The sequence below is a fragment of the Nonomuraea helvata genome (genome assembly GCF_039535785.1).
In the GTDB taxonomy this organism is placed as follows: domain Bacteria; phylum Actinomycetota; class Actinomycetes; order Streptosporangiales; family Streptosporangiaceae; genus Nonomuraea; species Nonomuraea helvata.
The window spans coordinates 1,978,118-1,990,402 of the sequence record NZ_BAAAXV010000009.1; the positions used below are offsets into that span (position 1 = coordinate 1,978,118).

Genomic DNA, 12,285 nt, shown 5'->3' on the forward strand with positions numbered 1-12,285 from the left:
GCGCGCGGGTCAGCAGTCCACCAGCTCCGGCTGCTGGTTGAGGATCTGAGCCCGCGCGGTGACGAAGTCGCCCAGGGCCTTGGTGGCCGCCGGGTCGAAGACGGCGACCCGGTGGCAGTTCTGGAAGGCCAGGCGGACCCCGTAGTGGCGCTCCAGCGCGCCGCGCATCGCGTCGCTGGCCAGGCAGCGCAGGAGCTGGCCTCGGGCCTCCTCCGACGGCGGTGGCACCTGGTTGTCGGCGAACTCTGCTCCGGTCTGCTCGCGCTGCTCGACCAGCTCGCTGATCAGCGACCACGCGTACGGGAGCGAGTCGCGGACGCACGCGAGGAATGCCGCGTCGTCCACGTCACCGGCTCTGGCCTGGTCGAGCAGATCGTTCGGAACGGTCAGCGACATGCTGTCTCCTCTCGAAAGGGATCAAATGTGACGCTATGCGGGGACATGCTCTTGCTCCAGATGGCTTGAGGGGGGCAGTCAGGGGCCGTACACGAAATCCGGGTCTATCTGCGAGGCCAGGTCGAGGCCGGTCCGCTCGTTGCCCCACGCGCGGGCGTTGCGCAGGTGGAACTCCACGGTCTGCCGGCCGAAGCGCTCCCAGTCCTTGTCCTGCTCGTCGACGGCCTTGTGCAGCACGGCCAGCGCGTCGGCGTTGGCCGGCTCCAGGTCGTCGAGGGTGAAGTGGCGGCCCTGCTCCATGGCGCGCACGGCGGCCGAGTGCTCCATCCAGGTGATCAGGTCGTCGCCCGCGTGCCCGCGCAGGAAGTCGACGTCGGACTGGCTGTGGACCTTGTTGCCGACCACGGCGAGCGCGACGCCGTACGAGGCGGCGTGGTCGCGGTACTGCCGGTAGACGCCCACGCCCTGCCTGGTCGGCTCGGCGACGAGGAACGTCAGGTCGAACCGGGTGAAGAGCCCGGAGGCGAAGGAGTCGGCGCCCGCGGTCATGTCGACCACGACGTACTCGCCGGGACCGTCGACCAGGTGGTTGAGCAGCAGCTCCACCGCGCCCACCTTCGAGTGGTAGCAGGCCACGCCCAGGTCGTCCTCGCTGAACGGGCCCGTCGCCAGCAGGCGCAGGCCCTCGGGCGTGGTCAGCGCGTACGGGTCGGCGGCCAGGTCGTCGAAGCTCAGCAGCCGCGAGCCGCGGCCGGGCGGGGTCGTCTTGAGCATGGCGTCGGCGGAGGGGATGAGCGGGTTGTCGCCGCGCAGCCGCTCCTTGATCTCGGTGAGGTGGGCCCCGAGCGGCTCCGGCTGCCGGTCGAGGCCGAGCACCATGGCCAGGTGCTGGTTGATGTCGGCGTCGATGGCCACCACCGGCCCGCCCTGCCGCGCCACGTGCCGGGCGAACAGCGCGGACATCGTCGTCTTGCCGCTGCCGCCCTTTCCGACGAACGCCACTCTCACGGCCCCTCCATGCGAGTATGAAAACCGTTTCCATTTCAGGTCGGCACCATCATGCCACACTGTGCGCATGCGCGATGACGAATTGGCCCGGGGCGTGCGTCTACGGGAGGAGGGCAAGCCGGAGGAGGCCAGGGAGGTGCTGGTCGAGCTGGCGCGCCGGCATCCGGACGACGCTGAGGTGGCCTACCAGGCGGCGTGGGTGCACGACGTCCTCGGCCTGGAGACCGAGGCGGTGCCGTACTACGAGAGGGCCCTGGCGGGCAAGGAGCTGAGTGATCGGCTGGGGGCGTACACCGGCTACGGCAGCACGTTGCGCGGGCTCGGGCGGTATGACCAGGCGCTGGAGACGTTCGTCAAGGCGCTGGAGGAGTTCCCCGGCGACGCGGCGTTGCGCACGTTCATGGCGATGACGCTCTACAACCTCGGCCGCTCCCGCGACGCGGTCTCGACGTTGCTCAAGGTGGTCGCCGAGTCGGGCCAGGTCGGCGGTTACCGGCGGGCTGTCGAGTACTACGCGGACCGCCTGGATGAGACGTTCTAGGCGCAGGTCGCGTCGAGGTTGACCGGGCTGTCCAGGCTCGGGGTCCGTGCCGGGTGACCGGCCGAGGGGCGCTCCTCCAGGGCGTCGGCGACCTTGCGGCGGATCAGGGACCAGTCGGGGTACGCCGTGTTGATCAGTGGCGGCACGAAGCTGAGGCTGCGGACCTTCGCGTCCTTGACCTTCTGTGACAGGTCCACGACGGCCGGCAGCACCTCCTGCGGGAGATCGGTGGAGATGGCCCGCTTGGTGGCTATGGCCAGCCGCTCGAAGCTGTTGAGCACGGTCATCGGCTCGGCCTGCTTGGCGACCGCGTTGAGCAGGCACTTCTGGCGGCCCATGCGGACGTAGTCGTCGCTGTCGGTACGCGAGCGGCCGTACCAGAGGGCCTCCTCGCCGGACAGCCTGCGGGTGCCGGCCGGCAGGAGGCCCTCGCGGTACTTGCCGTACACGATGGGCTCCTTGATGGTGACCTTCACGCCACCCATGGCGTCGATGATCTCCGCGAACCCCTTCATGTCCACGAGCGCGTAGTAGTCCACGTCGATGCCGAGGATGCTGCCGATCGTCTGCTTGAGCAGGGTCGAGCCGCGCTTGCCCTTGGGCACGCCCGGCACCATGTCCGGGTTGTCCTCGGCGAACTGGTAGACCTCGTTGAGCAGGCCGGGGGTTTCCGGGCCGCTGCCGGTGAAGCCGAAGGGGAAGCGCGCCCTGGCCGGCCCGTCGGGGAACTCGATGCGCTGGAGGTTCCGCGGCAGCCCGAACAGGACGGTGGCGCCGGTCTCGATGTCCACGCTGGCCACGGTCATGCTGTCGGTACGCACGCCGGGGCGGCTCGGCGCCGCGTCCCCGCCCAGGAGCAGGAAGTTGACCCGGCGGGCGCCGTGCCACGGGTCCTGGGCCATGACCGGCGTGCTGGCGGCGGGGGCGAACACGGTGTTCACGACGTCTCGCGACAGGTACGTGAGCCGGGCGGCGTACACGGTCGGGGCCAGGACCAGCGCGCACAGGGCGGCGGTCAGCGTCGTGGTCAGGAAGCGGCCCACGGTGTCCGCGCTCGGCGGGCGTACCAGGAGGAAGGACCAGACGATCACGCCGGTCCAGGCGAGCGCGACCACCACCAGCACCACGGTGAGCCCGACGAGCCAGCGGGGCTGCACCGCGAGCGACAGCAGGTGGGCACTGTACGCGGTGACCATGGTGAGGATGCCGGCGAGCATCACCACATATCCGAACATGAGCGCCAGGCCTGTCTTGAGGCGTTCGGCGGCGAGGTGCGCCACGCCCCACAGCAGAGCCGAGGCGAGCGTCAGTGCCATGCTCGCCCCCAGGCCGAATCCCCGCCGGTTCTCTGTCATGCCCGGTCAAACCCCCATCGTGCGCTCATCCAGGTCACCGTAGTAATGCGCTGTGCGGGAAAGACGGTAGGAAGGCGACGGGTTCGGTCAATTCCCCGTCAAGACCACCTTGAGATATAACGTGTCTATGCGCAAGCGACACGGGAGTTATGGATTTGACGCACCCTGGCCGCTGGTCGGTCTGCTCTTAGGCGCGATCGTGCTGCTGGCCCTCTCGGTGATCTCCTTCTTGCTCGACGTCTCCCCGGCGGGCATCGCGTTCCTGCTCGGCGGGCTCTACACGCTGGCCAGCGCGGTCAGCTACCTCTACACGACGCGCCGGGGCAAGTTCGTGGTCTGGGCCGAGGAGCTCAAGCGGCTGAAGGGCGACGAGCGGCTGCTCGACCTCGGCTGCGGCCGTGGCGCGGTGCTGCTGATGGCGGCGGAACGGCTCGAGCACGGCAGGGCGACCGGCATCGACCTGTGGCGTTCCAAGGACCAGTCAGGCAACGCCGAGTCGACGGCCAGGGCGAACGCCGAGGCCGAGGGCGTCTCCGACCGGGTCGAGCTGGTGACGGGCGACATGCGCGACCTGCCGTTCGGCGACGACGCGTTCGACGTGATCGTGTCGAGCCTGGCCATCCACAACATCCCCGACGCCGACGGGCGCGCGCAGGCCGTGCGCGAGGCGCACCGGGTGCTGCGGCCCGGCGGGCTGATGCTGATCGCCGACTTCCAGCACACGGACGCGTACGAGGACACGCTGCGCTCGCTCGACGTGGTTGACGTGCGGCGACGCGACGCGGGCTGGCGATTCTGGTACGGAGGGCCGTGGTTCGGCACGCGCATCCTGGAAGCCAGGAAGCCTATCCAGCGATGAGCCGGGTAGCCACAGGAGCTTATGAGCGACGTGGAAACCGGTACCATAACCACAAAAGTGCCAGCGCGTCTTGATCGGCTCCCCTGGTCCCGCTGGCACTGGATGATCGTCATAGGACTCGGCACCGTCTGGATACTCGACGGGCTCGAGGTGACCATCGTCGGAAATCTCTCCGCCCAGCTCGCCAAGCCCGGCAGCGGCATTGAGATCACTCAGGCGCAGGTCGCGGGCCTGGCCGCCGCGCTCTACGTCGCGGGGGCCTGCGCGGGGGCGCTGTTCTTCGGCTGGCTGACCGACAGGTTCGGCAGGAAGAAGCTGTTCCTCATCACGTTGATCGTCTATCTGGCGGCGACCCTGATGACCGCCTTCTCCTTCCACGCGTGGTGGTTCTTCCTGTTCAGGTTCATGACGGGGTTCGGGATCGGCGGCGAGTACGCGGCCATCAACTCCGCCATCGACGAGCTCATCCCGAGCCGCCATCGGGGGCGCATCGACATCATCATCAACGGCAGCTACTGGCTCGGCGCCGCCGGCGGGGCGCTGCTGACCGTGCCGCTGCTGAACGACCTGCCCGTGAACATCGGCTGGCGCATCGCGTTCGGCCTGGGCGTGGTGCTGGGCCTGGCGATCCTGCTGGTACGGCGGAACGTGCCGGAGAGCCCGCGCTGGCTGTTCATCCACGGCAAGGAGGAGAAGGCCGAGGAGATCGTCGGCGACATCGAGCGGCAGATCGGCGTGGACATGCCGGAGCCGTCGGAGTCGATCACCGTGCACCAGCGCAAGTCCATCGGGTTCGTCCGGATCGCGCACACCATGGTCGCGCTCTACCCCAAGCGTACGGTCCTGGGCCTGTCGCTCTTCATCGGTCAGGCGTTCCTCTACAACGCGATCACCTTCGGGTACGCGCAGATCCTGACCACCTTCTACAAGATCGACACGCACACCGGCTACTACTTCGCCGTGATCGCGGTCGGCAACTTCCTCGGCCCGCTGCTGCTCGGCCACCTCTTCGACACCGTGGGCCGGGTCCCGATGATCTCGGCCACGTACACCGGGTCCGGGCTGCTCCTGCTGGGCACGGCCTGGATGTTCAACCAGGGCATGCTGACCGCCGTCACGCTGACCGCGTGCTGGTCCGTGGTGCTGTTCGTGGCCTCGGCGGGGGCCAGTTCGGCGTACCTGACCGTCAGCGAGATCTTCCCCATGGAGACCAGGGCCCTCGCCATCGCGTTCTTCTTCGCGATCGGCACGGCCGCCGGCGGCATCGCCGGGCCGCTCGTCTTCGCCTCGCTGGTGGAGAGCGGGGTGCCCGGGGACACGGCGCTCGCGTTCGCCATCGGCGGCTTCGTGATGATCGCGGGCGGGCTGGTCGAGCTGCTGTTCGGGGTCAAGGCCGAACGCCAGAGCCTGGAGGCCATCGCGAAGCCGCTCACCGCGGCGACATGAGCGTCGACGTGTAGCTTTGGGCCGCGTGACGGAATCGCCGAGCAAGGAGCTCTACATCATCGTGTGCGCCGCGGGACCGGCTTCGGAGGTCGGCCGGCTCGTCGCCATGGCTCAGGATCGAGGGTGGCTCGTCCAGGTCGTCGCCACTCCGTCCGCCCTGGACTTCATCGACGTGCCCGCGCTGGAACGACAGACCGGCCGCCCGGTCCGCAGCCGGTACCGCAAGCCGCACGAGCCGAAACCGCCCCGGGCGGGCGCGATCGTCGTCGCGCCCGCCACCTACAACACGGTCAACAAGTTCGCCCAGGGCATCGCCGACACCTATGCCCTGGGCCTGCTGGCGGAGGCTCCGGGGCTCGGCATCCCCGTCGTCGTGCTCCCCTTCGTCAACAACGCCCTGGCCGCCCGCCGGCCGTTCCTGCGCAGCATCGACCTGCTGCGCGCCGAGGGCGTCGACGTCGTCCTGGGGCCGGGGCAGTTCGCCTCGGACGAGGCCGACGCTGATCGCTTCCCGTGGGCGCGTGCGCTGGCGGAGCTCGATGGTTGAGCCTGACACCGTGTGAGGCTGTATGCCGGGATGCAGCGACTTCGGGAGGAACATCGTGGCAATGGCGGAACAGGTGGACGAGATCCTGCGTGCGGGCAAGGCTCCGTACTTCCACGGTCTCGTGGTGATGCGGGGCGGAAAGGTGGTCCTCGAGCGGTACGGCTCCGGGCCTGACTACCGGCTGGGCGACTCACTGGGGCACGTCGAGTTCGACCGGGACACGCTGCACGACCTCAGGTCCGTGTCCAAGAGCGTGGTGGCGCTGCTGTACGGCATCGCGCTCGGCGAGGGCCTGGTGCCGGAGCCGGGGGCGGGGCTGGTGGCCCAGTTCCCGGAATATCAGGACCTGGTGGCGGATCCCGCGCGGGCGCACCTCACCGTCGAGCACGCGCTGACCATGACGCTCGGCCTCGAATGGAACGAGGACGCCCCCTACACCAGCCCCGCCAACAGCGAGCTTGCGATGGAGCAGGCGCCCGACAGGTACCGCTACGTGCTGGAGCGCCCGGTCATCGAGAAGGCGGGGAAGCGCTGGCTCTACTGCGGCGGGGCGAGCGCTCTGCTCGGCGGGATCATCGCGCGCGGCGTGGGGAAGCCGCTGGAGGAGTACGCCGCGACCGCGCTCTTCGCACCTCTTGGGATCAATGCCGTCGAGTGGTCCAGGGGCGGCCACGGGACGGTGAGCGCGGCGGCCGGGCTGCGGCTGCGGCCGATGGACCTGGCCGCCATCGGGCAACTGGTGCTCGACGGCGGCCGGGACATCGTGCCCGGTGCGTGGCTCCAGGAGCTGCTGCGGCCCCGGGTGGTGATCGACCAGGGCTTCGAGTACGGCTACCAGTGGTACGTGAGCACCGGGGAGAGCCGCTGGGCCGGGGCCATCGGGAACGGCGGGCAGCGGCTGCTCGTCCGGGCGGAGGACGAGCTGGTCGTGGCGGTGACGGCCGGCGAGTACGACCAGGGCCAGGCCAGTGCCGTGGCCGTGCTCGAAGCGGTTCTCGACGCCTGACGCTCAGGGGAGACGCCTGACGCTCAGGGGAGGAGCAGGATGCGCCCAGTGATCGCGCGGCTCTCCAGGAGGCGGTGGGCCTCCGCCGCCTCCTCCAGCGGCAGCGTACGGTCGACGTAGGCTCTGCTCGTCCCGGCGACGAGCCGGTTGAGCAGCGCCGGGAGGTGCGTCGTGAACACTTCCCCGGCCCACCCGGGCCCGCTGCAGGCGGTCACCGTCACCCCGCGTTCCATCAGATCGGCGGCCGAGATGGCGGCGGGCTCCCCGCTCAGCAGCCCGTAGTAGAGCATCCGGCCGGTGCCCGGGGTGAGGTGGTCGAGCACCCGCCTGGCCACCGTGCCGCCGACGGATTCGAAGACCACGTCCACGTCCGGCAGCTCGCCGGGCCAGTCGGGCGAGCCGTGGTCGATCACCAGGTCCGCGCCCATGCGAGCGGCCCGGTCCCGCTTGGCGGCCGAGCCGGCGGTGGCGATCACCCGGCCGGCCCCGAACTCCTCGGCGTGCTCCACGAGGTAGGTGCCCACCGAGCTGGCGCCCGCCTCCACCAGCACGGTCTCGCCGCCCTCGAGGCGCGCCTTGTGCAGCAGGGCGAGGGCTATCGCGCCGGGCGCCGCCGCGGCGAGCGCGTCCACCGGGCTCAGGCCGTCCGGCACCGCGACCGTCATGGCGGCCGGGAGCAGGGCGTACTCGGCGTACGAGCCGAGCCCGCCGGTCACTCCCACGACCGTGCTGCCGAGCAGCTTGGCGTCCACCCCCTCTCCCACCTCGACCACCTCGCCGGCCGCCTCCGCGCCGATCACGGCAGGCAGCGGCAGCGGGAACGGCAGTGTGCCCGCCCGGATCTGCGTCTCGGCGTAGCTGACGCCGACGGCCTGCGTGCGGACGAGGACCTGGCCCTCGCCGGGCGTCGGGCGCGGCACGTCGGCCACTTCGAGCCGCTCCGGGCCGCCCTTCTCGGACAGGACGATTGCGCGCATATTTCTCCCCAAAATCTGAACCGATGGTCCAGTTAATATATGGACCACTGGTCAAGTTTGTCCATGGGAAAGAATGCCCGGATGGAACGTCGAGAGCGGGCCGACGCCGCGCGCAACAGGCAGGCCATCCTGCGGGCGGCCGAGGAGCTGCTGCGGCGGCACCCGCCCGAGCAGGTCTCCGTCGAACGGGTCGCGGCCGCCGCCGGCGTGGGCAAGGGGACGGTCTTCCACCGGTTCAGGAGTCGTACAGGGCTCATGCTCGAGCTGATGAGCGAGCGGGCGCGCGACTTCGAGCAGGCCTTCACCGAGGGACCGCCGCCCCTGGGCCCGGGCGCGGAGCCGGCCGTGCGGCTGGTCGCGTTCTTCGCGTCGGTGGCGGAGCTGGCGGCGCGCAACGGAAACCTCCTGAGCGCCATCGAGCACGCCATGGTCACCAGGAAGAGCCATGGCGAGCAGCCCAGGGAGGCCAACCCGGTCTACCTGGCCTGGCACCGGCACGTGTCGGGGCTGATCGCCGAGGAACGGCCCGACGTGGACGCCGAGCAGATCGCCCACATGCTGCTCGGCACCCTGCACATGGAGCCGATCGCCACCCAGTTGCGGGCCGGGGAGCACGAGCGGCTGGCCGCCGCCTTCGCCGACCTGGTCGACGGGCTGCTCAGAGGGGGAGGTGGGTGATCGCCGCGTGGAAGGCGGCGATGGCCGCCCTGATCGCCGGGTGCTCGCCGTTCCCCCGCCTGAACGCCGCCAGTGTGCGGCGGCTCAACGGCAGGCGCGTGAGCGTGACGCCCTCGGGTGGGGCGATCGCCGCCAGATGGGGTACGAGCGCGACCCCCTGACCGGCGGCGACGAAGGCGAGCACGGTGTCGAAGTCGTCGATGTGGTGCCGTACGAGCGGCTCGAACCCGGCCGCCTGGCACGCCCTGATCGCCATGGTGTGGCAGAGGGTGCCCGGTCTGTCGGTGATCCACGCGTCGGCGCGGGCGTCGGCGATCGAGGCCCGGTCGGTGAGGTACATCGGCTCGCTGAACAGCGGCTCCGTCTCGATGGACGCGTCGGTCACCGGCGGCACGAAGTCGTACTCGTGCACGAGCGCCACGTCCAGCTCTCCCGCCCGCAGCGCGGCCGAGACATGGGCGGGGTCGATCTCGGAGACCATCGGCACCAGTCCGGGATGCGCGCCGGTCAGGCCGACGAGGGCCGGGGGCAGGAGCACGCGGGTCGCCGTGGGGAACGCGCCGATCCGCAGCGGCCCCGAGGGCCCGCCGCGCGCGGCGGCGAGCGCCGCCGACGCGCGTTCGAGCTGCTCCAGCACGGCGTGCGCGTGCTCGACCAGAAGGTGGCCCGCGGGCGTCAACGTCACCGTACGGCCCGTGCGCTCGAGCAGCGGCACGCCCGCCTCCCGCTCCAGAGCGCTGAGCTGCTGCGAGACCGCCGAAGGCGTGAACGTGGCCGCCTCGGCGACGGCGGCGATGGTGCCGCGCCTGGCGAGTTCGCGGAGGAGGTGGAGCTTGCGCGGGTCGAGCATAAGTTGAGCTTAATCTGAAGCCAAGATATCCGCGCTGGACCTAACGTATCGGGTCAGGGCAGGCTCGAAGCATGCTGAGAGGAATCCACGTACCGCTGGTCACCCCGTTCACCCCGTCGGGAGAGGTGGCCGTGGACGCGATCGAGAAGCTCGCCTTCCACATGCTCGATCAAGGCGCCGCCGGGCTGGTCGCGCTGGGGACCACGGGCGAGGTGGCCGCGCTCGACCCCGACGAGCGGGCGCGGGTGATCGAGACGTGCGCGCGGGTCTGTGCGGAGCGGCAGGCGCTGCTCACGGTGGGGGTGACGGGGAACGACACGCGCTCGACGGCCCGGGCGCTGCAGAGCCTGCCCGAGGGGGTCGGCGCCGCGCTGGTGACGGTGCCGTACTTCCTGCGGCCCGGCGAGCGCGGCGTGATCGCCCACTTCGAGGCGCTGGCGGAGGAGTCGCCGGTGCCGCTGGTGATCTACCACATCCCGTACCGGACTGGGCAGGCGGTCAGCGGCGCGACGCTCCGGCACCTCGGCGCCCACCCGATGATCGCGGGCACCAAGTACGCGGCGGGCGGCATCGACCAGGACGCGGTGGACCTGCTGGGCGACCTGCCCGAGGGGTTCGAGGTGGTGGGCGGCGACGACGCGTTCATCTCGCCGCTGCTCGCGCTGGGGGCCGCGGGCGGGATCCTCGCCTCCGCGCACCTGGAGACCGCGAGCTTCGTCGAGCTGGCGGACGCCTGGCAGATGGGCGACGTGACCCGCGCGCGGGCGCTCGGGCACCGGCTGGCCCGGCTCTCCGCGGCGCTCTTCGCCGAGCCCAACCCCACCGTGATCAAGGGGGTCCTGCACGCCGAGGGCCTGATCCCGACCCCGGACGTGCGGTTGCCGCTGGTTCCAGCCGGCGAGGAGGCGGTTTCACAGGCTCGCCTGATAGCGGTACATCCAGGCGAGTGACTCCTGGCTCGCGCTCTTCTTCAGGAAGAGCGGCAGCATCAGATCGCGGAAGACCCGGGCGACCGGGCCCGCGGCCTTGCTGTTGCTGATCGTCCTCGAGTACGCCACCACCCGCTCCGCCCTGGGTCGCCGCTCGGCCTCGAACCGCTCGAACGCCTCCGTGTGGCTCCCGCTGTCACGTAGGCACCTGGCCAGGACGACCGCGTCCTCGATGGCCAGCGAGGCGCCCTGGCCGGAGCTGGGGGAGGTGGCGTGCGCGGCGTCCCCGGTCAGCAGGACCCGGCCGCGGTGCCACACGGGCACGGTCGGCAGGTCGTGGATCGGGAGGGGCGGGTGGATGTCACTGCGCCGGATGAGCTCGGCGGAGAAGTTCGCGTCGTCCTCGAACGCTCTGACCAGCACCGGCTTCCAGTCCTCCGGGACGTCCCCGAGCCGCCTGGGCACGTTCGCGAACCACCAGGTCTCGCCCGACTCGGCCACCGTGTAACCGAAGAACGCGCGCTTGCCGAAGACCATGTTGTACACGCCCGGCTCGCCGGTGAAACCGGCGTCCTTGACGATCCCGCCGCAGCTGTAGAGGCCGCTGTAGCTGGCGGCGGGGGCCTGCGGGTCGAGGATCGTGCGGGTGCGCGAGTGCACGCCGTCGCAGGCGATCAGCAGGTCGCCCGTCGCCTCCGTGCCGTCCTCGAACCTGGCCGTCACCCGGTCCGCGCTTTCGTCGTACGAGACCAGGCGCTTGCCGTACGTGACCCGGATGCCGCGCCGGGTGGCCTCGTCGCGCATGGCCCCGTAGAGGTCGGACCGGAGGACGGTGTGGCTCACCGTGCCGTCGTCGAGCCGCAGCCCGTTGGCCACGTCGCCCAGCCGCTTGCCAGAGCCGCTCCACATGACCATGCGCGGGGTGGGGATGGCCTGTGACAGGACCTTGTGGTGCGCCCCCAGCACGCGGAGCGCGGCCAGGCCGTTGGAGGCGACGTTCAGGAACGAGCCCACGTCCTCCGCGCCCTGCCCGTACGCCTCGAAGATCTCGGCGTCCACACCCACCTCGCGCAGGGCCATCGCCGTGACGGGTCCGGCGATGCCGCAGCCTATGATAAGAGCCTTCATGATGATAACCTTTCGTTCGGCCGAACGAAATATATGCGGAGGCTTTACCCATGTCCAGAGATATTTCGGAGCGTCGAAATAATTTGCTGGAGGCCCTCGCCATGGCGGGGCGCGACAGCAGCAACGCCGCCGTGATGTACCACACCGCCATGGGCGAGCGGCTGGGGCTCGGCATGACGGAGGAGAAGACGCTCGACCTGCTCCAACGCATGGGGCCGCTGACAGCGGGGGAGATCGGCCAGCATGCGGGGATGGCGCCGGCCACCGTCAGCGGGCTGATCGACCGGCTGGAGTCGAAGTGGCTGGTGCGGCGGGTGCGGGACACGCGGGACCGGCGGCGGGTCATCGTGGAGATCAACCATGAGCGGCTGGCCGGGTTCGGTGAGCTGTTCGAACCGTTCGTGGCGGCGTTGGGGGAGCTGTACGGGCAGTACACGGACGAGGAGCTGGAGCTGATCCTCGACTACCTCACCCGCGCCACGGCCCTCCAACGCGCGGCCACCCGTGACCTGACGGCGTAGACCGGCACGGCACGGCCCGATGCGCGGGGCGCACCGGGCCGGTG

General features: G+C 70.5%; 14 protein-coding genes. 8 read left to right on the forward strand and 6 right to left on the reverse strand.

Translation table 11 applies throughout. The features are described from left to right. Nucleotides 1–9: 9 nt before the first annotated feature. Both ABD830_RS42575 and ABD830_RS42580 read right to left on the reverse strand, forming a co-directional pair. Nucleotides 10–396, reverse strand: coding sequence for an SCO5389 family protein (locus ABD830_RS42575; protein WP_345000173.1), 387 nt, complete (start codon nucleotides 394–396; stop codon nucleotides 10–12). Between the two features lie 78 nt (nucleotides 397–474). Next, nucleotides 475–1,404 carry an ATP-binding protein gene (locus ABD830_RS42580; RefSeq protein WP_345000175.1) on the reverse strand — a complete coding sequence of 310 codons (930 nt, stop codon included), beginning with the start codon at nucleotides 1,402–1,404 and terminating at the stop codon, nucleotides 475–477. A 67-nt stretch (nucleotides 1,405–1,471) separates the two neighbouring features. Here ABD830_RS42580 and ABD830_RS42585 point away from each other — a divergent pair, with 67 nt between their 5' ends. Next, entirely contained in the window at nucleotides 1,472–1,945 is a 474-nt protein-coding gene (locus ABD830_RS42585; protein WP_345000177.1) for a tetratricopeptide repeat protein, read from the forward strand. On the opposite strand, the gene ABD830_RS42590 is transcribed toward ABD830_RS42585, so the two are convergent. Then, on the reverse strand, nucleotides 1,942–3,300 hold the full coding sequence (locus ABD830_RS42590) for an LCP family protein (RefSeq protein WP_345000179.1): 1,359 nt from the start codon (nucleotides 3,298–3,300) through the stop codon (nucleotides 1,942–1,944). The two genes, ABD830_RS42585 and ABD830_RS42590, sit on opposite strands and share 4 nt — an antisense overlap. A 127-nt stretch (nucleotides 3,301–3,427) precedes the next feature. Between ABD830_RS42590 and ABD830_RS42595 the strand changes: the two genes are divergently transcribed. From ABD830_RS42595 to ABD830_RS42610, 4 genes are all read left to right on the forward strand, one after another. Beyond that, nucleotides 3,428–4,159 (forward strand): class I SAM-dependent methyltransferase, encoded by a 732-nt coding sequence (locus ABD830_RS42595; RefSeq protein ID WP_345000181.1) that lies wholly within the window; start codon nucleotides 3,428–3,430, stop codon nucleotides 4,157–4,159. Between the two features lie 102 nt (nucleotides 4,160–4,261). Further along, nucleotides 4,262–5,605 carry an MFS transporter gene (locus tag ABD830_RS42600; RefSeq protein WP_345000184.1) on the forward strand — a complete coding sequence of 448 codons (1,344 nt, stop codon included), beginning with the start codon at nucleotides 4,262–4,264 and terminating at the stop codon, nucleotides 5,603–5,605. 25 nt (nucleotides 5,606–5,630) lie between these two features. Further along, on the forward strand, nucleotides 5,631–6,152 hold the full coding sequence (locus ABD830_RS42605; RefSeq protein ID WP_345000186.1) for a flavoprotein: 522 nt from the start codon (nucleotides 5,631–5,633) through the stop codon (nucleotides 6,150–6,152). A gap of 61 nt (nucleotides 6,153–6,213) precedes the next feature. After that, nucleotides 6,214–7,158, forward strand: a complete 945-nt coding sequence (locus ABD830_RS42610; protein WP_345000188.1) for a serine hydrolase domain-containing protein — start codon at nucleotides 6,214–6,216, stop codon at nucleotides 7,156–7,158. A gap of 23 nt (nucleotides 7,159–7,181) precedes the next feature. Here ABD830_RS42610 and ABD830_RS42615 read toward each other — a convergent pair whose 3' ends face one another. After that, nucleotides 7,182–8,135 (reverse strand): quinone oxidoreductase family protein, encoded by a 954-nt coding sequence (locus tag ABD830_RS42615; protein WP_345000190.1) that lies wholly within the window; start codon nucleotides 8,133–8,135, stop codon nucleotides 7,182–7,184. An 81-nt stretch (nucleotides 8,136–8,216) separates the two neighbouring features. Here ABD830_RS42615 and ABD830_RS42620 point away from each other — a divergent pair, with 81 nt between their 5' ends. After that, nucleotides 8,217–8,813 carry a TetR/AcrR family transcriptional regulator gene (locus ABD830_RS42620; RefSeq protein WP_345000192.1) on the forward strand — a complete coding sequence of 199 codons (597 nt, stop codon included), beginning with the start codon at nucleotides 8,217–8,219 and terminating at the stop codon, nucleotides 8,811–8,813. Here ABD830_RS42620 and ABD830_RS42625 read toward each other — a convergent pair. Then, entirely contained in the window at nucleotides 8,794–9,663 is an 870-nt protein-coding gene (locus ABD830_RS42625) for a LysR family transcriptional regulator (protein WP_345000194.1), read from the reverse strand. The genes ABD830_RS42620 and ABD830_RS42625 overlap by 20 nt on opposite strands. A 71-nt stretch (nucleotides 9,664–9,734) precedes the next feature. On the opposite strand from ABD830_RS42625, the gene ABD830_RS42630 reads away from it, so the two are divergent. Then, the gene (locus ABD830_RS42630) at nucleotides 9,735–10,613 is read left to right on the forward strand and encodes a 4-hydroxy-tetrahydrodipicolinate synthase family protein (RefSeq protein WP_345000196.1); all 879 of its coding nucleotides are present in this window, start codon (nucleotides 9,735–9,737) and stop codon (nucleotides 10,611–10,613) included. Here the strand turns inward: ABD830_RS42630 and ABD830_RS42635 are convergent. Further along, a complete protein-coding gene (locus tag ABD830_RS42635; protein WP_345000198.1) occupies nucleotides 10,575–11,720 on the reverse strand; it encodes an FAD-dependent oxidoreductase in 1,146 nt (381 codons plus the stop codon). The genes ABD830_RS42630 and ABD830_RS42635 overlap by 39 nt on opposite strands. A gap of 50 nt (nucleotides 11,721–11,770) precedes the next feature. Here ABD830_RS42635 and ABD830_RS42640 point away from each other — a divergent pair, with 50 nt between their 5' ends. Next, on the forward strand, nucleotides 11,771–12,241 hold the full coding sequence (locus ABD830_RS42640; RefSeq protein ID WP_345000200.1) for a MarR family winged helix-turn-helix transcriptional regulator: 471 nt from the start codon (nucleotides 11,771–11,773) through the stop codon (nucleotides 12,239–12,241). The last annotated feature ends 44 nt before the right edge of the window (nucleotides 12,242–12,285 follow it).

Excerpts from the sequence above, each read along its gene's own strand:
- ABD830_RS42575 (WP_345000173.1), bottom strand. The coding sequence starts at position 396 with ATGTCGCTGACCGTTCCGAACGATCTGCTCGACCAGGCCAGAGCCGGT.
- ABD830_RS42585 (WP_345000177.1), top strand. The coding sequence starts at position 1,472 with ATGCGCGATGACGAATTGGCCCGGGGCGTGCGTCTACGGGAGGAGGGC.
- ABD830_RS42590 (WP_345000179.1), bottom strand. The coding sequence starts at position 3,300 with ATGACAGAGAACCGGCGGGGATTCGGCCTGGGGGCGAGCATGGCACTG.
- ABD830_RS42595 (WP_345000181.1), top strand. The coding sequence starts at position 3,428 with ATGCGCAAGCGACACGGGAGTTATGGATTTGACGCACCCTGGCCGCTG.
- ABD830_RS42600 (WP_345000184.1), top strand. The coding sequence starts at position 4,262 with ATGATCGTCATAGGACTCGGCACCGTCTGGATACTCGACGGGCTCGAG.
- ABD830_RS42610 (WP_345000188.1), top strand. The coding sequence starts at position 6,214 with ATGGCGGAACAGGTGGACGAGATCCTGCGTGCGGGCAAGGCTCCGTAC.
- ABD830_RS42615 (WP_345000190.1), bottom strand. The coding sequence starts at position 8,135 with ATGCGCGCAATCGTCCTGTCCGAGAAGGGCGGCCCGGAGCGGCTCGAA.
- ABD830_RS42620 (WP_345000192.1), top strand. The coding sequence starts at position 8,217 with ATGGAACGTCGAGAGCGGGCCGACGCCGCGCGCAACAGGCAGGCCATC.
- ABD830_RS42625 (WP_345000194.1), bottom strand. The coding sequence starts at position 9,663 with ATGCTCGACCCGCGCAAGCTCCACCTCCTCCGCGAACTCGCCAGGCGC.
- ABD830_RS42630 (WP_345000196.1), top strand. The coding sequence starts at position 9,735 with ATGCTGAGAGGAATCCACGTACCGCTGGTCACCCCGTTCACCCCGTCG.
- ABD830_RS42635 (WP_345000198.1), bottom strand. The coding sequence starts at position 11,720 with ATGAAGGCTCTTATCATAGGCTGCGGCATCGCCGGACCCGTCACGGCG.
- ABD830_RS42640 (WP_345000200.1), top strand. The coding sequence starts at position 11,771 with ATGTCCAGAGATATTTCGGAGCGTCGAAATAATTTGCTGGAGGCCCTC.